Here is a 20,824-nt window from a genome sequence, read left to right on the forward strand (position 1 = left end):
AAGGAAGCCTGTTTTTTACTATTGGCTGTTTGAGAAGGTTAAATTTTCTGCACCAATTCCTTTCACGGTCACTCTTTTCCAATGAGGAGGTAAGGTATTTTTTGTTGTTTTTAAAACTCCTTTGTCATCGATATCTACTCCTGCAAACCCCATGATCATTGCCTGTAATATGCCTCCTGCCCCTGTAATAAAATAAGGGTTATCTCCTTCTTCCGTTTCAGCGAGTACTCTGAATGGAGATAAAAGGTTAGGCTCATAAGATTCTTTAAACCATTTATATGCTGTACCACCGTCTCCAAGTCTACTGTACAATAAAGCAAAAATAGCCTTTGTCATCGCCGGTGTTTGCTTATTAGGTATCTTTTCCTGATAGTATTTCAGGTCTTTTATGATCTGCTCCTTATCCTGAATAAGATTCAAAGGATAGGCCAATAAATTGACATCAGCCTGTTTGATTTCTTTTCCACTGTATGTATCATGCTCTTTTGTCACTCCATTCTCAAGTTTGGTAAAAACCAGATTCTCTGCAATTTCATTCCAGGTCTTATTAAAGGGTAAATTCAGAACTTTTGCAGCAGCGTTGGCAAATCTTAGATTGAGCTTTGCAATGGCATTGGTATAGGCATTATTATCTACATTCTCGGCCCACTCATCAGCTGCCACCACGTTCTTTATATGATATTTACTTTCTTTTTTCTCTACACGGGATTGCCAAAATCCAGCTGTTTTACTTAAGACAGGCCAGCCTTTATCTCTAAGCCATTGGATGTCTTTCGTCATCAAATAATAATACCATGCGGCAAAGGCAACGTCTCCTGTGATATGATGCTCATACGTTCCTGATAATGCCCAAACAGGAGTTTCTTCCTCTCCGGAAACAGCGCTTTCCCAAGGAAACATAGCTCCTTTATATCCATGTAAGCCTGCATTGGTTTCAGCTGCTTTTATCCGGTTAAAACGATAATCCACAAGGCCTTTTGCTATTTCCGGATGAAAAAACAATAAGGGTTTAAACATAAACATTTCCGTATCCCAGAAAATGTGTCCGTTGTAGCCAGTGCTGCTAAGCCCCACGGGTGATAATGAATGATCTGATCCTTCTCTTGAAAAAGCATACAGATGATATAACATATTATGAACATCCTGCTGTGCCTGAGGGTCACCTTCTATTTCAATATCTCCTTTCCATAGATTTTTCCATTCTTCTTCGTGCTTTTTATAAAGTTCCAACGGGTCCTGTAAATTAGCATAGATACTTAATCTCTCAGCCATATTATACGGATCATTAACCTGCGAGGAGGATACAAGTGATCCAATAAGTGAAAAGGTATAGGTTTCTGATGCTTTTAATTTTTTTACAAATTTCATAAGATGTGCATCACTATCCCGTACTTCATGCGAAACTTTTGGCTGGCTATACTGTTCTTCAGGAAATAAAAATGTTGTACTGGCAGCCATTGTAAGTGCACCTGTAGGACTTTTGGCCACAGAAGTCAAAAGAGGAATGGTAGCATGTGGAGGGCTCACCTCATTATAACTTTGCTGAGAAAGTAAAAACCCCTGTGGTGTTTTCAGATTGCTTTCTGCAATAAATGTCATCTCTTTTTTGGGAGAGATCGTCACCGTGAGAATGACGTTATTCGGAAGATGCCTCAGAGCAACATACTTGTATTCTACAGATGCGATATCTCCATAATTAAAGGACCCTGAAAAAGCAGCTGTCTTAAAATCAATTTTTTGTTTATAATTAGAGATGTTTTTCTGGCTAACCTGCTTCCAGTCAATCAACAAATTAAAATCCAACACATTAAAATTGGAAAGAAAATTACTGGTTCTTCCTCTTCCAAATTGATCATAAACACCAGCCAGAATAACATTACCAGCCTTAAGAGGTTCAGGAGACGAGGTCATTCCAATGATTCCATTTGAAACCGTGACACCAGTATAATTATCAGGAACAATATTTTCAGCTACAATACTCCAGGAATCCTGAGCCAAACAGCGTCCAAAAATACCGGTACACAAAACAGTTAAGATAACAAGTCCTTTTCTCATCATTTCACAGGTTTTATACTGATAGCGAACCCACCTCCCGGCGCCACTTTAATTTTCAGTTTTTCATTTGATTTTATCTGTTGATGCAAAATCTCATAGTCTTTAGGATGATGATTCCAGCTTGCATTTTTTCCGTCTTTATAAATAACAGCCTCGAATTTTTGGCCTTTAGGTAAAAATGACAAGTCTACAGTTGCTTCTCTGGGGTTTTCATCAGTAATTCCTCCTACAAACCATTCATTTTTATTTTTCGCCTTTCTTGCAATGGTAACATAATCTCCCGGTTCTGCCTCAAGGATATAAGACGAATCCCAGTCTACCGCAACATCTTTGATAAACTGGAATGCATCCGGATATTTTTTATAGTTCTCAATCAGATCTGCGGCCATTTGAAGTGGGCTGTACATGGTGATGTAAAGAGCTAACTGTTTGGTAAGGGTTGTACTCAATTTAGCCTTGTTGTTTCCATAGACAGAGAGATCACCTTCAAAAATCCCGGGAGTATAATCCATAGGACCACCGATCAGCCTTGTAAAAGGTAAAATGGTGGTATGATCGGGTTTATTTCCGTTGAAAGACTCAAATTCTGTTCCCCGGGCAGATTCCTGAGCAATCCAGTTCGGATAGGTCCTGTGAAGCCCTGTAGGCCGTACCGCTTCATGGGAATTAACCATAACCTGATATTGGGCTGCTGTTTCAGTAACATATCTGTAATGATTAACCATCCATTGCCCGTCATGGTATTCACTTCTCGGAATAATAGGTCCTACATATCCTGTTTTAACAGCATCATAGCCATTATCTTTCATAAACTTGAATGCATCTTTCAATTGTCGTTCATACTCTACAGCTGAAGAAGTAGTCTCATGATGCATAATGATTTTTACATTTTTGCTCTTTGCATAGGCTTGCAGCTCTTTTACATCAAAATCGGGATATGCTTTAGTAAAACTGTAAATATGTTCTTTCCTGTATGCCTGATTATCTTCCCATCCTTCATTCCATCCTTCTACCAAAACGGCATCAAATCCGTTCGCTGCAGCAAAATCAATATATTCCTTTACATGTTTTGTATTAGCCCCATGCCTTCCATTCGGCTGTAATGTTTTATAATCCGTTTCTCCGATCCGGATATCCTGCTGATCTGAATAAGCCCATGTAGAACCGCCTCCTGTAAAATATTCCCACCACACTCCAATATATTTGACCGGTTTTATCCAGGATGGATCTTTTATTTTGCTGGGTTCGTTAAGGTTAACAATCAGATTGGATGCCAGTATATCTCTTGCATCATCACTAATAATCACTGTACGCCAAGGGCTTACGGATCCGGTTTGGATAAATCCCCTGTCTCCGTTTTTATCAGGAGTAAGATTGGAAGAAAGAATCAGATTTTTCTCATCAAGATTGAGCGTCATTGCCGGAAAATTAACCAAAGCAGCTTCGTGGATGTTAATATAAATCCCGTCCTGGGATTTCAGCATCAAAGGGGTCTGTACTGCAAGGGTTGCACTTGGAGCCTTGGCAGCCAAAGGTTCTTTTCTTACTTCATCAATCTGTTTTGAGATTTCAGTTAATCTTGAAGTTGTTACCGGAAATTCATTGGTGTCATAATCTGCAGGAATCCAGAATGCTTTATAATCTTTTCCCAGATTAAAAGAGGTCATTTCATTATTGATTGTAAAATGTCTTAACTCAGGCTGAATAGGGAATTCATACCGGAATCCTAAACCATCATCAAAAAGTCTGAACCGGACATCCAGTTTCCAACCCGTTTTGTTTTGTATCAAATGTACCAACATCTCATTATAATGATCTGCCACTTGTTTATTAGGCCCCCAAACCGTTGTCCAGGTATTATTTGCGGATGTGTATTGAATATTTTCTATTTTAAATCCGGAAAAATAAGAAGTGGCGGGCTTTAAAACAAAGCCAAGTTTGCTATCCTTCAGTATCGTTTTTCCTTTATACTGAAGTGCATAGTAAGGGTTTTCTTCTTCAATTTTAAAGTTTAGCTTTAATTTACCATTGGGGGATTCAAGCAATTGCCCGTGAACAATGAATCCGAATACCACAAATAAACTGAGGCACAGAATATTTTTTATCATAATCTTAGCGATTTTAATGGTTTAAATAATTTCAGTTCATCATGAACAGATGAAGCGGGAAAAATATTTTCAGAAATAAGGCCTTATAGAAAAGGAAATTCAGGAAATACAGAATCTGAAAAAGGAGTATTTTATGATCGGTATTTGCATAGCATTTCTTCCCTTTAGCTTACCATGCTTTGAAGGGAAGAAATGAATATGCTTATTGGTATTTATCTTCCAAAATCATCCTGTACTCTTACGATATCATCTTCGTCTGAAGGATTGGAGGCATCAGTATGCTGCCATATTTCTGCTACGATTCCCCAGCCTGACAAACCGATTAGTCTGTGTCTTTCTCCCTGCTGAAGTTTTACCTGATCTTTTGGATGGTATTCTCCAAGTTCTCCTTCATCATCGGTATTGCTTCTTTTGATTCCTACTGTTCCTTCTACTACCTGCCAGATCTCTGCTCTTCTGTGATGGTACTGCCAACTTAATCTTGCTTCCGGAGCTACAATAAGAATTTTTGGGCTTAGCTTCCCGCCTATTCTCAGGTTTTCGACATCAATCCCATCAAAGTACTGATTGGCAAAATCCTGCGCCTGGGTTTCATCAATGACAAAAAAGCCTCCCCATGGTCTGGTCTCATCTTTTGCTGCAATGGTAAACCCTTGTGTCTGCAGCATTTTTTCCACTCTATCGAATATTTCTTTTTTTTCTGTACTCATACAGTTTGTTTTTTCTTAATTAAAAATTATTTACCTGATTCTTCTTTTGACATTGAATACGGGAAATCTTTTTCCTGTGATCCTCTGTCTGCATTCGGCTTACTATCCATTTTAAAGTTTAAAACCGTTCCTTTGATTAATTCTTTATGGCTCAGCCAATTTTTGGAATAAGGCTGCTGATTTACGTTCAATGATTTGACATATAAATTTTCAGCACTGTTTTCCGGGGCTTTTATTTCAATTTTCTTTCCGTTTTCCAAATGGATCGTTGCTTCTTTAAACAGTGGTGCTCCCAATACATACTGGTCCGTTGCCGGCGTTACCGGATAGAAGCCCAGTGCTGAGAAAATATACCATGCTGAAGTCTGTCCGTTATCTTCATCTCCACAATAACCATCCGGAGTAGCCTGGTAGAGTTTATCCATAACCTGTCTTGCCCAATATTGGGTTTTATAAGGTGCTCCGGCATAATTGTACAGATAGATCATATGCTGGATCGGTTGATTCCCATGGGCATACTGTCCCATATTCATGATCTGCATTTCCCTGATCTCATGGATTACTCCGCCATAATAGCTATCATCAAAAACCGGTGGCAATGAAAAAACCTCATCCAGTTTGGCTTCAAATTTCTTTTTCCCTCCCATCAGCTCAGACAGTCCGTTGATATCCTGAAAAACGGACCAGGTATAATGCCAACTGTTCCCTTCTGTAAAGGCATCTCCCCATTTGAAAGGATTGAATGGCTTCTGAAAGTTACCGTCTTTATTTTTGCCACGCATCAATCCTGTTTCTTTATCGAACAGATTTTTGTAATTATACGCTCTTTTTTTGTAAATATCAATTTCTGAAGCAGGTTTTCCTAATGCTTTTCCTAGTTCATAAATAGCAAAATCATCATACGCATACTCTAGTGTTCTGGCTGCATTTTCATCAATCTTCACATCGTAAGGAACATACCCTAAGTCATTATAATATTTTACTCCTGCACGGCCAACGGCTTCAATAGGGCCTTCATTATTGGCACCATGTTTTACTGCCTGCCAAAGAGTTTCCACATCATAACCGCGAAGCCCCTTAATATAGGCATCTGCCACAACGGAAGCTGAATTGTTTCCAATCATAACATCAGAATATCCCGGGCTGCTCCACTCTGGTAAGAACCCTCCTTCTTTGTAAGTGTTTGCCAATCCCTCCTGCATTTCTACATTGATACTTGGGTATACCAGGTTCAGGAAGGGATATAAAGCACGGAAAGTATCCCAGAAACCGGTTCCTGCGAACATTCTTCCGTCTGTAATTTTTCCATTGTATGGGCTCCAGTGTTTTATTTTATTCTGGGCATCAATTTCATATAATTTTTGCGGGAAAAATAAGGTTCTGTACAGTGAGGAATAAAAGGTTCTCATCTGCTGGTCTGTACCTCCTTTTACTTCAATTTTCCCTAAGGTTTTATTCCAGATATTTTTGGCATCGGTCTTTACCTGTTCAAAGTTTCTGTTTCCGATTTCTCTTTTAAGATTGAGTTCAGCCTGTTCAAAGCTTATGAATGAAGAAGCAACTTTTGCATAAACTGTTTCTTTATTTTTCAGTTTAAAACCAACTACAGCTCCGGCATGATTACTGGTAATTTCCAACTGATCACTGATCAGCTTATCATCTTTCCAGGTTCTTGACAGTTCAAACTCTTTATCAAACTGGATGACAAAATAGTTTTTAAAATTTTCATATTTCCCTGATGCATATCTTGTAGTGTATCCCAGTATTTTTCTTTCTTTAGGCAAAACCCTGATGTAAGAACCTTTGTCTAATGCATCAACAACAACATAAGCACTATCTGTTTTTGGAAAATCGAATTTGAAAAAAGAAGCTCTTTCTGTGGGAGTAAACTCAGTGGTTACATTGATATCCGCCAAATAAACGCTATAGAAATAAGGAGTGGTCACCTCAGCTTTATGGCTGAACCAACTTGCTCTGTCTTCTTCTTTGAATTTTAATTTTCCTACTCCCGGCATAATGGAGAATGCACCATAATCATTCATCCAGGGAGAAGGCTGATGGGTTTGTTTGAATCCTTTTATTTTATCGGCATCATAAGTATATGCCCAGCCATCACCCATTTTCCCGGTTTGTGCTGTCCAGAGGTTCATTCCCCATGGAAGCCCTACTGCGGGATAAGTATTACCGTTGGATAATGAAGGTTTAGACTGGGTTCCCATCAATGGGTTCACATAGTCTACAGGAGATGCATTCTGGCCAAAAACCAAGGCCTGTAATAAAAGAAAGCAAGTAGAAAAAATAGACTTCATTGTATCGTTTCGTTTGTTAATTTATATAAGCTTTTTTAATGCATAGCTAGCGGCTCCCAGAATGGCAGCATCTTCAAAGATGTCCGAAATTTTGACCTGCAAGTTAATATTATTCTGTGTTATATTTCGAATAAACCTTTGTTCAAAATGAGGATAAGCCTTCGCTATATTTCCGCCTATAACTAAAACTTCCGGTTTATAAGGCTCTGCATATTTCACAATAAAATCAGAGAAGGAATCTGCATATTCATCAAATATCTGCTTCTGTATTGCTGAAGGTTTATCCAAAAGATCTTTAGTCCCCGAAATCTGCTCTCCGGTTAACTCCTCAAACCGTTTCACAAACCAACGTGTTGCCAGATAATCTTCACAGATAGAATCTTTAAATGGTGAATCCCACAAGTCTTCATCTGTCGCAAATTCTCCGTTATAAAAAGTAGTTCCCAACCCTGTTCCCAGCGTTACTCCAAAAATTCTTTTAAAACCCTGAGCACAGCCTCCAAAAACTTCCCCTTCCATAAAGGCAGCGGCATCATTTACAAAATGAATCTGCTTTGGAGAAATGGATAATCTATTACCCAATTCTTCTTTAATATTGATGTGGTAGATATCAATAAATTTTCCTTGCTGCATAAGGGATATTCCGTTTTCATAATCGAAAGGTCCGGGCATTGCAATTCCTATTAAAAGATCACTTTTCACCAGATTATGAGCTCCTTTTTCAATGGCCGAAGTCCAGGCTGAGAAAATAGCTTCTTTGTGATCAAATGAATTGACATGTTCTCTTACATACGTTGAAGTCATAATCTCTTTTTTTTCAGGATCTACCTGCGCCAGTGTAATATGCGACCCGCCAATATCGATTCCTAATATATTCTGCATCATTTTTATTTTAAATTCAAGCTGTTCTACTGATTGAGAAAAGCAGACAAACAAGAAAGTATTATCTGCCTGCTTTACAGTTTTTATTTTCTATTTTTCAGATAAATTCCTTATTTACTGATTTTTATTTTACAATGATTTTACCTGATGATACTACTTTATTTTTTGAGGATGTAATCTTGTAAATATAAGTACCACTGGTTAAATCCTGTGTATTCACTGTGTTATTATTTTGATTAATACCCTGTTTTTTCAATAATTTTCCTGAAATATCATAGAATGAAACTTCGCTGGAATTTCCGGTAACCATAAAGTGAATGTCATTTCCTCTTTTAACAGGGTTCGGATAAACAGTATTGATTTCTTTTACAGGTTCGGTATCTGTTACAGACAGAGAGCCGTTGCAAGGAACCTCTGTTTTCCAATTGGTATCAGCCATATTTACCAGTGTTGCGAAATGAGTGTTTGCAGTAGCATCCAAAGCGCCTATCCCACTTCCTTCATCCATTTTCCAGTTCGCTTCCAGACCTTGTGAGTTGGGTGCCACATTACAGCTGTTATCCATAATTTCCTGGGCTGTTAATGCTCTTTTCCACACTCTGAATTCATCCAAAGAACCATTAAGGGCACGGTTATTATCATAGTTTCTTGCTAAATAAAGGATACCGTTTGCAGTAAAATTACCTGTAACCGGTGCACTGGCATCAAGATTACCATTGATATATAATTTCATCGCTGCTCCATCATATGTTGCAGCTACATGATACCATGTATTTGTATTAAATGCTGTATTCGTATTCATCTTCATCTGAGATGATCCAAAACTCAATATAAACTGCAGCTTATTATTTGCCAAGTTACCATCCCCGAATCTAAGCATGGCAGAGTTACTATCTCCTACTTCAATACCAAGAACAGATGAAATATTTGGGAAAATTGTTTTAAATGCATTTACTTTTACCCAACCTTCAATAGTCACAGCATTTCCGCTCAGATTAAACTGTCCTGCATTCAGATAATTTGTACTTCCGTTAAAGGAAAGTGACCTTGGTCCCGGACTCGTTACCTGAGCAAAACCACTATTGAATGTTCCTTCTCCTGAATAAGTACTTACTGTCCCTCCATTACATGCTGCCTGTACTTTCCATACATAGTTTGTATTGGGGGAAAGGTTTTGTAATGAATAACTATTAGTGTTAATATTCTGAACTTCAGTCCATGCAGGAGCTGTTGTTGTTTTGTACTGCAATGTATAAGATGATGCTGTTCCGGCATCCCATGATAATTGAGCCGAATTTCCAAGGTAACTTCCTGATACCAATCCTGAAGGAGTGACACATCCGTTTCCTGAATTGAATCTTGGAGCAAAAAGGTAGGTGCTGGTTAATGTTGATGAACAATTAGACTGTATTCTCCAGTCATAATCTGTATTCAAGGTTAAATTACTGATGGTAATATTATTTCCAGAATAGTTGGTTCCTACATTAGTCCAGGTTGTTGAATTGGCAGGTTTATAATCGATATTATAGGTTTGGGATCCATTGGAGGTCCAGTTTAATTTAGCAGAAGTTCCTGTAACATTGGAAACATCTAGTCCTAATGGCGGATCGCAGGATTGCCCCTGGCTCCATGAATACAATTGCCCACTTAATTGTGTATTTTCGTTATAAAGAATATTAGATCCTGTACTCAGATAGCTGGCTACGTTAGTTCCCCCTAAATCGTACCACATAAACACCCCGTAACCGTCATTTTTTGTGCTGGTTGCTGATGAAGCAACTACAGATACAGGCGTAGACTGTGGATTTGAATTTTGTATCCAGATTGCGGCAGGAGAAAGTTTTGTTTTATCAAGTGGTGGTACATTAGGTGCACTGTATGTTCCGTAATAAGGATTCCAGCTGTAATTGATGTAATTTCCTGCCTGATCTCCGTTATAGCTTTGTCTTGAAATTGCATCACCATAATAATAGAATGTGATCAGTTTATCAGGCATTGCTGCTTTAAGCTCTTGTAAAAGCATTACAAAAGAACTGTTATTGGGCTGTCCTGTTCCGTTGTTTCCGTATCCTGCATATTCATCATCCAAATCTACCCCATCAAGTCCATAGGTATAAACTGTATGGGCAACCTGTAGTGCAAAATCTTTTGCTGCTTCACGGTTGGGGAAATTAGAAATCCCGGCACCCTGATGGTTTCCTAAAAGATCCAATAATACTTTGATTCCCTTCTGTTGCAAAGGTTTCACATAAGTATTTACATCGTTCAGTACCTTGGTAACGTTATTGTTGCTTGAGATATACGCTCTGCTTTTGGAAACATCATAATTGATATTGGCAGCGAAGATAATAGCAACATCAAAAAGCGGTCTGTTGGTGGTCTGTAAAGTATAAGACCCTGCATTCAGGATGTTGTTGTTGTTGACTTCCACATAACAGACCCCCAAAGGGTTTAGCTGCTGCGCTTTGAGGTACGATCCTGCTTGAAGCATCAAAGCCATCAAGGGAATAAGAAAGGATTTTTTTTTCATTGTATATTAATTTTATTAGAATAGGAAAAGCCATTGAGCCTAAGCCCAATGACTGATATTTTATTTTATCATTAATTTCTCTGTCTGCTTTTTACTTCCATTCTGGGATTCAAACTGAAGGATGTAATTTCCTGATTGCAGTCCGGAGGATTCAAACTGATTATTTCCTGTGCTCAGTGATTTTGTACCCATAATTCTTCCATAAAAATCAAAGATGGTCAGCTTTCCCTTATTATATTCATCGGGAACAGAAACTGTAAATGATGAAGATTTACTGATTGGATTCGGGAATATTTTGATTAGGTCCTTAGTATTGATTTCTCCTGTACTTATAGTTCTTTGAGTGGATGTTGTTTTTGAAGTTCCTGCTGTACATGGCAGATCTGTTCCCCAATTAGATGCATCCACACCTGTCAGGCTTAAAGCAGCACCATTTCCTGAGCTATCCTGAACAGTAGAGCCGCTTCCTTCATTGAATTTCCAGTAGGCTGCAAGGGAAGAAGCCGGAACAGATATATTACATATATTCTGACTAATCTCTGTTGGGCTTAATGCTTTTTTCCAAACTCTAACCTCATCTATTTTACCATTGAAGTTTCTGGAGGTATTATATGAATATCCCACATTGAATGCTCCATTTGAACTTACATTCCCTGTCTGTGCCTTACTTGCATCCAAGGTTCCATTGATATAAATCTTCATCGAAGTTCCATCATAAGTTGCAGCCACATGGTACCATGTATTGGCATTTAAAGCTGTATTGGAAGCAAGTTTTTGCTGTACATTATTGATACTTAACACAAACTGAAGTTTATTATTGGCAACACTGGCATCTCCAAGTCTTAATAATGCTGAATTAGTATCCCCAGCTTCTGTTCCCATAATGGATGAGATATAGGGAGACGCGGATTTGAAGGATGAAGGTTTGATCCAGCCCTCGAAAGACAGTGCAGAGCCATTTAAGTTAATATTTCCAGCCGTTCCTGATTCAGTACTTCCATCCAAAGACAGAGCATAAGAGCCTGTAGGTGTTATTGTTCCTGACCCACTATTGAATCTAGGAGCGAACATATAAGCACTTTTCACACTGCAATTTGTTCTGATTCTCCAGTCGTATTCCGTATTGGCTGTTAACCCTGAAACAGTCACTGAAGTAGAATTAATTGCTGTGGCTGCACTCGTCCATGTTGTGGAAGCTGCAGGTTTATAATCTATATCGTACGTATTGGTTCCTACTGCGGACCAGTTTAGTTTTACACTGGTTCCTGTAAGATTGTTGGTGTATAACCCGATTGGTGCATCACAATTGGCTCCCTGTGTCCATGACTGTAAGGTTCCGCTTAAAACCGTTGGTTCACCATATAATGTCTGAGTGCCTGCTGAAAGCTGTGAAGTTTGATTGGTTCCTTTAAGATCATACCAAAGATATAATCCGTACCCCCCATTTTTCGTTTGGGTAGCCAGGTTGGTTGTTGTAGAATTGGAAGTATTTCCCAGCCATACTGCCGCCGGAGAAATCTGAGCTTTGGTAAGAGGAGGTACATTAGGAGCAGAGAAGGTCCCGTACATGGCGTTCCAGCTGTAATTAATATTATCTCCTACTCTGAATCCGTTCCAAGAAAGCCTTGAAGCGGCATCTCCATAATAATAGAATGAAATGATTTTATCCGGCAATAATGCCCTTAGCTCCTGAACAAGCATTACAAAAGAACTGTCATTAGGCTGCCCCGTTCCATTATTTCCATATCCTGAATATTCATCATCAAAATCAATCCCATCCAGACCATAGGTATTTACTGTATTGGCTAATTGTAATGCAAAATCTTTTGCGGCCTCACGGGATGGGAAATTACATATTCCTGCACCCTGATGGTTTCCAAGGATGGTGAGGACTACTTTCATTCCTTTCTGTTGCAGCGGTTTTATGTAGGTATCTGCATTGGTAAGAACCTTGGTCACATTATTATTAGAATACAGATAAGCTCTTCCACGGCTGGTATCATAATTAATATTGGCTGCAAAAATATTGACGACATTAAACAGATAGCTATTCGATGTCTGCAGTTTATACGCTCCTGCATTCAGGATGTTGTTATTATTCACTTCCACATAGCATATCCCTTTAGGGTTAAGCTGCTGTGCATTAAGGAGAGAACCGGACTGAAGCGCCATGGCCATCAGTGCAGTAAGGATTGATTTTTTTTTCATTGTATAATTTTTTTAAGGTGTTTTTGGTTTCTGAATTTTATATAGCAATCCCCTGATACTTTCTTTTTTAAGGAAAACATCTTAATAAATAAGCCATATAAAATTGTGGGCTATGTCAGTAGCTCAGGGTTTTCGTTAAAGGTTTTCCATAGCAATTCGCCAAATAAAGTATTTGCCCATGCAAACCATTCTCTGGTGAACTTTTTGTCATTGTCTTTATGGAAGGATTCATGCATAAAGCCTGTTCCTCCGTGCGTTTTCTGTAAGGTATTGATGCACCATCTGATCTCACTTTTCTCTTTTGTAGTGAGTGCTTTCATAATGATACTCATTGGCCAGATCATATCAAGTCCAATATGTGGACCTCCTATCCCTTCTGCCAGCTTTCCTTTGAAAAAGAATGGGTTATTTTCCGACCATACAAATTTCCTTGTATTCTGATAAACAGGGTCATCAGCTTTCACCGCATCCAGATAAGGCAATCCTAACAGGCTTGGACAGTTCGCATCATCCATCAGATTATAACTTCCGAAGCCATTGACTTCAAAGGCATATATTCTTCCAAATTCAGGATGATTGTAAATTCCGTATTTTTTGATGGCTGCCTCTACCTCATCAGCAAGGCTGTTCAGTTGCTGAGCCAACGTTTTTTCATTTTTTATCTGAGACACCATTTCCGCTGCCTGGCGTAGACTTACAACCGCAAACAAATTGGACGGGATTAAAAATCCATAGATTGTAGCATCATCACTTGGACGGAACATAGAACTGATAAGACCTACCGGCTTTGTCGGATAACCATATCCACCCATCGGAACTCCATCGGTAGCCCAAGCTGTTGTGCGTTCAAATTTGTACGGTCCAAGATCATTCTTTCTTTGTTGCTCAGTAAAGGTCTGCAATGTAAGTTTTATCCCTTGTAACCAATTGGCATCGAAAGGCTTTGTATCTCCTGTTGTTTTCCAGAAATGATATGCCAAACGGATCGGATAACATAATGAATCAATCTCCCATTTTCTTTCATGGGTTCCCGGTTTCATATCGGTATGGTCATATTCTTTCCACTTGCTTATTTTCTTATCATCATTGTAGAATGCGTTGGCATAAGGATCTTTCAGGATGAATGTTGTCTGCTTGTGAATGACTCCGGAAATCAGCTTATGAAGCTTCTCATCTTTCTTTGAGAACTGCAGATAAGGGAAAACCTGTGCAGAACTATCACGAAGCCACATGGCATCAATATCTCCTGTAATCACATAAGTATCAGGTGTACCATTGGTTTCACTGTAGAAAACAGTAGTATCTAATGTATTTGGAAAGCAGTTTTCAAAAAGCCAACTTAGCTCTTTATTGTTTACTTTCTTTTTAAAAGCTGCAATAGCATTTTCTACGGATTCACTGGTAAAATGTCTTTTATCTTTAGGAACACGAACAACAGGAAAACCTTCCTTAGTCAGGGTCTTTGCAAAAACATTCTGAGTAAACAGCAATCCGGCTCCTGCCAGTGCACTTGTTTTAATAAAATCTCTCCTTTCCATTGATACTTTTTATTTCGTTTATTTTTATTAGTCTTTATTTTACTGGCTTACTTCCCATTACAAATCTCAGTTCTCCGCCATTCATAATATCACTGTGGTTCAGTTCCCAGCTTTTGTATTCTTTCCCATTCAAAAACATTTTCTGTACGTAGATGTTTTTATCTGAGATCTTATCGGCAATCACTGTAAAGGTTTTTCCGTTTTCCAGCTGCAAAGATGCTTTTGGAAACTGAGGCGCTCCAATTGCATAAACCGGTTTTCCAGGCGTAACAGGATAGAACCCTAATGATGAGAAAATATACCATGCTGACATTTGTCCGCAATCTTCGTTATTCACAATTCCGTCCGGTTTGGCAGCATACATATTATCTCGGATGTATTTTACCATTTTCTGTGTCTTGTATGGACTTCCTGCATAGTTGTACAGGTATGGAACATGATGTCCCGGCTCATCTCCAAACCCTAAAGATCCGATGAATCCAGAGATATCCACGTGCTGTTCCCCTTCCATATGAAGAGCTTCAGTAAATGTTTTATCAAGCTTTTCTTCAAATCCTTTTTTTCCACCATACAGATTCATCATTTCATCTATCTGATGCGGAACAAAGAAATCGTAAGCCCAGATATTTCCGGAAACCCAGTGTGGCTGAAGTTTTTTCCAGTCATTAAGAGCAAAATCGGCTAAGAATTTACCGTCTTTCTGTTTGGGCCAGAAATGGTTATTTTCTTTATTAAATGTGTTCAGAAAGTTCATGGAACGTTTTCTGTATACTTCTGCCTCATCTTTCTTCCCTAGCTTTTCTGCCAGCTGCTGGATACACCAGTCATCATAGGAATATTCTAATGTTGCGGAAACAGAAGCTCCGTTTTCTGAAGGAGAATACCCTAATTTAATATAGTCATTAAGACCTCCTCCTCCATCACTGCTGCTCATTTTGTCTGTCAGAGACGCATCTTTCATAGCAGCGAATGCTTTTTCAGCATCAATTCCGGGAACTCCCTTTGAAATGGCATCCCAAATTACTGATGTACTGTGATAGCCCAACATACAGAAATTGTCATAGCCGCAAAGTTCCCAGATTGGCATGTGATCCTTGCGATCGGTATATCTGCTGATAAGTGAATTGGCGAATTCTTTTGTATGTTTCTGATCCATAATAGTCAGCAAAGGATGGGTAGCTCTGAAGCCATCCCAATAGGAATAGGTGCTATAGTTAGTGAACCATTTCGTATTCATATTTTCCTGGGCAGCCACATAATCTCCGTTCACATCCATATAAAGATTCGGAGCAATAAAAGTGTGGTAGACTCCTGTATAAAAGATTTTTCGTTGATTATCCGTTCCTCCGGTCACCTGAAATCTTCCGATAAGGTCCCGCCATGTTTTTTGTGCCGTTTCTTTAGCTTTGGCAAAATCCACGTTTTGGGCTTCCGTATCAAAGTTTTCCTGTGCATTTTCTGTACTTACCGGAGATAAAGAAACTTTTACTTCTATACTTTCATTGGCTTCTGTAGCGAATCTCACAAAGGCTTTTGCATCTTTAGCCAGAGCAATTTTTTCGTTATTCTTTATTTTCCCTTCTGCATATACTCCATAAGATTTAAACGGCTTGGAAAATTCCATCACGAAATAAGCAAATCTCTTTCCGCCCCAGCCGTTACTATAGCAATATCCTTTGATTTTATTATTGCCTTCAATACTTACCAGTGTGTGATAAATATTTCCGAAGATCTTATTGGTAGGATCAATAATGACATTCGCTTCATCGGTCTTCGGGAAGGTATATTTATGAAATCCTACTCTTGGAGAGGCTGTCAATTCTGCTTTAACTCCATAACTGTCCAACATTACGGAATAATATCCCGGTGATGCCGTTTCTTTATCATGAGTGAATGTTGAGCGGTATCCTGTTCCAGGTTGATCTTCTGATCCCGGAACCATTTTCACTTGCCCTACAGTAGGCATTACTAAAATATCTCCAAGATCTGCCCATCCTGTTCCGCTAAGATGATTATGACTGAATCCCATAATCGTTTTGCTGCTGTAATGATATCCGGAACACCAGTCCCAATCACCACTTTTCGTATTCTGATCCGGACTCAGCTGAATCATTCCAAATGGTGTAGTAGCTCCTGGAAATGTATGTCCATGCCCTCCTGTTCCTATAAACGGGTCTACCCAGGATAAAATATCATTTTTATTTTGGGCATTCGCCATGGAAATCAGAGAAGTAAAAAAACAGATCAGCAATTCTTTTTTCATGATAAGAGAGTATCAGAGATTTTTTTAATTTAAAAGTTTTTTAAAAATATGAAAACCATTACAAAAATCCCAAAAAGGAGAGAAATTAAGCTGGTTAACCTATTTTTTTAATCTTAGTATTTTCAGATTGAATTCTTTTTCATAAAATCAATAATTTCCGAAATATATCCAAAAGCAATAGCCACTACAGTATCGGCAGCACCATAATATACTGTTACTTTGTCTCCTTCCGTTAAAGCTGCACAAGGGAAAACCACATTGGGTACATCTCCTGTCAATTCATACAGCTCTGCGGGAGCTAATAAGTAAGGTTTTGTTCTGTACAATACTTTCGTAGGATCTTCAAGATCAAGCAAAGCTGCTCCCATTGAGTATCTGAATCCTCTGCAGGTATTGATCACCCCATGGTAGAACAATAGCCATCCTTCTTCGGTTTTAATAGGAACCGGACCGCCACCAATCTTTGTACACTGCCATGCACTGTCCTCAAAAGGAGTTACTTTCATCACACAACGGTGCTCGCCCCAATATTTCATATCAGGACTGTAACTGATATAAATATCTCCAAAAGGTGTATGTCCGTTATCACTCGGACGGCTCAGCATCGCATATTTACCATTGATTTTTTCCGGAAAAAGAACTCCGTTTCTGTTGAAAGGAAGGAACGCATTTTCACACTGGAAAAATTCTTTAAAATCAAAAGTGTATCCAATTCCGATTGTAGGTCCATTGTATCCGTTACACCATGTGATCCAATAACGGTCTTCTATGAAGGTAACACGGGGATCATACTTATAATCGGATTCAATCATATCGGTATTTCCTGCCTGCATTTCAATAGGATCATGATTGATATCCCAATTGATTCCATCCTTACTGAATCCAGCAAAAATATTCATCTGCACGGCTTTATTGTCGCAACGGAATACTCCTGCAAAGCCATCTTCAAAAGGAATTACCGCACTGTTGAACACACTGTTGGATGTTGGTATCGCATATCTGTCAATGATCGGGTTTTCGGAAAACCTCCACATAGTATCATTACAACCTTCCGGGCGATCCTGCCAAGGGATCATTACTGATTGAGCTGTCATAAAGTATTTTTACTTTTTTATTTAAAATTTGTTTATTAATTGATTGGTTCTTCTTTCTGATTTTCCGAATAAGGAAAAGGAACAAATAAGGTTACAAGAAATGCAGGAATTGTAGCAACCAGTACCCAGATAAAGAACATTTTGTACCCGATCCAGTCACTGATCATTCCGCTAAACATTCCCGGAATCATTACTCCAAGATTCATAATTCCTGTTGCAAACGCATAATGGGCTGTTTTATGTTTTCCCGGAGCAATCTGCTGCATCATATAGAGCATTAATCCCACAAAGCCGAACCCATAACCGAAATACTCTACCACCACAGCAATTCCTACAGGTAAAAGATCAACCGGCTGATAATAGGCCAGTAATGCATAGACCACAAATGGAATATTGAATGCACAACACAGCCATATCAATGATTTCTTCAATCCGCGGGCTGAAATAAAATACCCCGCCAGAACAGATCCCAGGATAAATGCTGCAGAACCATAAGTACCGTAAATAAGTCCAATATCTGAGGTTGATAATCCCAGCCCTCCTGAAGTTCTTGGTGCTTTAAAAAATAAAGGAGCAATCTTTATTGCAAAACCTTCTGCAAAACGATACAGGATAATGAACAAAATACACCACAAGATTTTCTTCTTGGTAAAGAAGGAAGTAATGACTTCCAATAATTCTTTACGGACATTTCCGGCAGTCTTTTCATCTTTCTGTACTTCTTTATTTTCTTTAGGCAGAATCAGATAATGATAAATGGCTAATACAAAGAATAATAATGCATAGATCACCATAATGATCATCCAGGCATGGGTAACTCCTTTTGTTTTTTCCAACATACCGGCAGCATAGACTAAAGCTCCACTGCTGATAATCTTGGCAAGGTTATAAAATGCTCCCTGCCAGCCAATATATTTGGCCTGCTCCTTATTGGTCAGAAAACCAATATATGTTCCGTCTGCTACTACATCATGGGTAGCCCCACAAAATGCAACCACTGCAAAAAGCGCAATACTGTATTTGAAAAAATCATGTAAAGGCAGACTTAATGCAATCAGGGCAAACAGAATTCCTATAGCAAACTGGGTAGAAACAACGAAGAACTTTTTGGTTTTATAGATCTCCAGAAAAGGGCTCCAAAGAGGCTTCAACGTCCATGAAAACATAATAAGAGCCGTCCAGAATGTGATCTTCGAATCCGAAACGCCCATATCTTTATACATAATTCCTGACACCGCATTAATGGTTACAAAGGGTACTCCCATTGCAAAGTATAAGGTGGATATCCAGAGAATTGGCTGAATCCGACGGGTTCCGGAGCTATTTTTTCCCATATTTAAAAATAAGATTCTAAAGAAAAAGAGAACATCTCAAAGCTCATTCCGGCTAAAAAACGAAACTATAAATTTTTTGGAAAGCCTACGTACTCTCCTGCCTGAATGATTATCACTTCTGAGATGTCTCTGTATTATTGAAGTGATTGATTACTTTTTATCCCACCATAATTTGGTAGCTCCGTTATCCGAGCCGCCTAATTGCTGAACTGCCTGAGCATAATTAAAAGTTGAATTTTTTGTATCATTTGTGAACGGAATTCTTCTGATCATCTGATTGGTATCAATTAATCCTCCACTATCATTTTTTCTGACTTTGAACAAAACTGGATATCCTGTTCTTCTTTGTTCCGCCCATGCTTCAGGGCCATCCGGGTAAAGAGCTAACCATTTTTGAGTGATGATTCTTTCAAGTTTCTTTTCGTTAGAATCACTGTTGTTCCAAGCAATTGTAATGGTACTTAATTGAGAGTCTCCGGCAAGGATATTATTGGCTGCATTTTTAGGATCAATATAAGGAGCTTCTGTTGAAACATTATCTGCAAGATAATTAGCTACATCAGAACTTTTCCCCCATTCTCCAAAAGATTGAGCGATACCAGTCTGATAATTAGTCTGTACATCCCCTGCACCTGAGTAACCTCTCAAAGCCGCTTCAGCTTTTAAAAACCACGTTTCAGCAGCAGTAAATAATTTGAACTTTCCATCAGTTCCGGAGAAATAATCTCCACTAGCAGCTCTTGCTGCAGGTTGAGAATAACCACCATAGGTTGGTTGGCCATTTATTAAATCAATACCTTGGCGAATTCCTATATATTGAGGTTTACCATCTATAAAGGTTGCCGGATCTTTTGCTGTGTTAGCGTACGAAGAAAGTCTTGGATCTTTGAATCCGTTCATATAAGCCATTATAGGTGCACCTATAGAACAATCCCCCCACGAATAGATAATAAAACTCAATTCGTGCTGCCCGACACTTATCAATGCATTATCTGTATTGTCAGATATTAATCCTGCGGAAGAAGCAAAGACTTCCTCTGCATATTTTTTTGATTTTGCTGGATCAGCGTAACTCATACGCAAAGCAAATCTCAATTTAAGAGAATTAGCTAATTTTGCCCATTTAGCAATGTCTCCACCATAGATCAAATCTGATCTTTTCACAACAGCTTTATCTTCTACATTCTGGGTTGCGGGAGTATTTTGTACTTTTTGCAAATCAGAAATAGCAGCGGTAAGATCATTAATAAAATTGTTGTAAGCGTCCTGTTGAGAATCGAAATCTGTAACCCCATTTGCATTAGGAGTATCATATTTACTATATACTACAGGCCCATGACGATCTGAAACTCTTGCTGCTGTAAGAATTTTCAATATTTTTTTAACGGCAAAAGTTGCAGTGAAATCTATTCCGGGATAGTTGTTTTTTGCCACGTCATCAATGACAATAGAATTATTAAAAGTATCACGCTGCCTTGCGATGATTCTATTGTTCCAGCCATCCATCATTAAATAAGTAAGATTATTTGTTCCTCCATTAAACTGTGATGCTGTACTAAACATTCCACTAAACATATCTGCATTGAGATTGGTCGCTAGCTGATAATCTGACTGAAAACCTCTTTGCATGGCTTTCATAGGATCTACAATTGCCTTAAAGTCTGCATAAAAATTTTCCGGACCTCCAACTTTCTGCTGATTAAACTCTTCAAAATCTCCGATACAACTGGAGGTAGAAAAAAGCACGGCTACTCCAAGTATATAAGTTTTAATATTAATTATTTTCATTTTAG

General features: G+C 38.6%; 12 protein-coding genes. All 12 read right to left on the minus strand.

Annotated elements, in window-relative coordinates:
• Positions 1–18: 18 nt before the first annotated feature.
• Positions 19–2,058, minus strand: a complete 2,040-nt coding sequence (locus M2372_RS13020) for a glycoside hydrolase family 65 protein (RefSeq protein ID WP_123320422.1) — start codon at positions 2,056–2,058, stop codon at positions 19–21.
• A complete protein-coding gene (locus tag M2372_RS13025) occupies positions 2,055–4,163 on the minus strand; it encodes a glycoside hydrolase family 97 protein (RefSeq protein WP_123320421.1) in 2,109 nt (702 codons plus the stop codon). The genes M2372_RS13020 and M2372_RS13025 overlap by 4 nt, the downstream gene beginning before the upstream one ends.
• Before the next feature lie 212 nt (positions 4,164–4,375).
• The gene (locus M2372_RS13030; protein WP_123320420.1) at positions 4,376–4,873 is read right to left on the minus strand and encodes a phosphoheptose isomerase; all 498 of its coding nucleotides are present in this window, start codon (positions 4,871–4,873) and stop codon (positions 4,376–4,378) included.
• Positions 4,874–4,899: 26 nt separating this feature from the next.
• A complete protein-coding gene (locus M2372_RS13035) occupies positions 4,900–7,182 on the minus strand; it encodes a GH92 family glycosyl hydrolase (protein ID WP_123320419.1) in 2,283 nt (760 codons plus the stop codon).
• Between the two features lie 21 nt (positions 7,183–7,203).
• On the minus strand, positions 7,204–8,064 hold the full coding sequence (locus M2372_RS13040; protein WP_123320625.1) for an ROK family protein: 861 nt from the start codon (positions 8,062–8,064) through the stop codon (positions 7,204–7,206).
• Positions 8,065–8,188: 124 nt separating this feature from the next.
• On the minus strand, positions 8,189–10,594 hold the full coding sequence (locus M2372_RS13045; protein WP_123320418.1) for an endo-beta-N-acetylglucosaminidase H: 2,406 nt from the start codon (positions 10,592–10,594) through the stop codon (positions 8,189–8,191).
• Between the two features lie 60 nt (positions 10,595–10,654).
• Positions 10,655–12,802: an endo-beta-N-acetylglucosaminidase H gene (locus tag M2372_RS13050; protein WP_123320417.1), complete on the minus strand. Its 2,148-nt coding sequence runs from the start codon at positions 12,800–12,802 to the stop codon at positions 10,655–10,657.
• A gap of 110 nt (positions 12,803–12,912) precedes the next feature.
• Positions 12,913–14,340, minus strand: a complete 1,428-nt coding sequence (locus M2372_RS13055; RefSeq protein ID WP_123320416.1) for a glycoside hydrolase family 125 protein — start codon at positions 14,338–14,340, stop codon at positions 12,913–12,915.
• Between the two features lie 34 nt (positions 14,341–14,374).
• Positions 14,375–16,603 (minus strand): GH92 family glycosyl hydrolase, encoded by a 2,229-nt coding sequence (locus tag M2372_RS13060; protein ID WP_123320415.1) that lies wholly within the window; start codon positions 16,601–16,603, stop codon positions 14,375–14,377.
• Between the two features lie 122 nt (positions 16,604–16,725).
• Positions 16,726–17,697 carry a glycoside hydrolase family 130 protein gene (locus M2372_RS13065; RefSeq protein WP_115968219.1) on the minus strand — a complete coding sequence of 324 codons (972 nt, stop codon included), beginning with the start codon at positions 17,695–17,697 and terminating at the stop codon, positions 16,726–16,728.
• Between the two features lie 35 nt (positions 17,698–17,732).
• Complete coding sequence (locus tag M2372_RS13070) at positions 17,733–19,031, minus strand: MFS transporter (protein ID WP_123320414.1); 1,299 nt, start codon at positions 19,029–19,031, stop codon at positions 17,733–17,735.
• 150 nt (positions 19,032–19,181) lie between these two features.
• The gene (locus tag M2372_RS13075) at positions 19,182–20,819 is read right to left on the minus strand and encodes a SusD/RagB family nutrient-binding outer membrane lipoprotein (RefSeq protein ID WP_123320413.1); all 1,638 of its coding nucleotides are present in this window, start codon (positions 20,817–20,819) and stop codon (positions 19,182–19,184) included.
• Positions 20,820–20,824 lie beyond the last annotated feature (5 nt).

This window comes from Chryseobacterium sp. BIGb0232 (assembly GCF_024810195.1).
Lineage (GTDB): Bacteria > Bacteroidota > Bacteroidia > Flavobacteriales > Weeksellaceae > Chryseobacterium > Chryseobacterium pennae.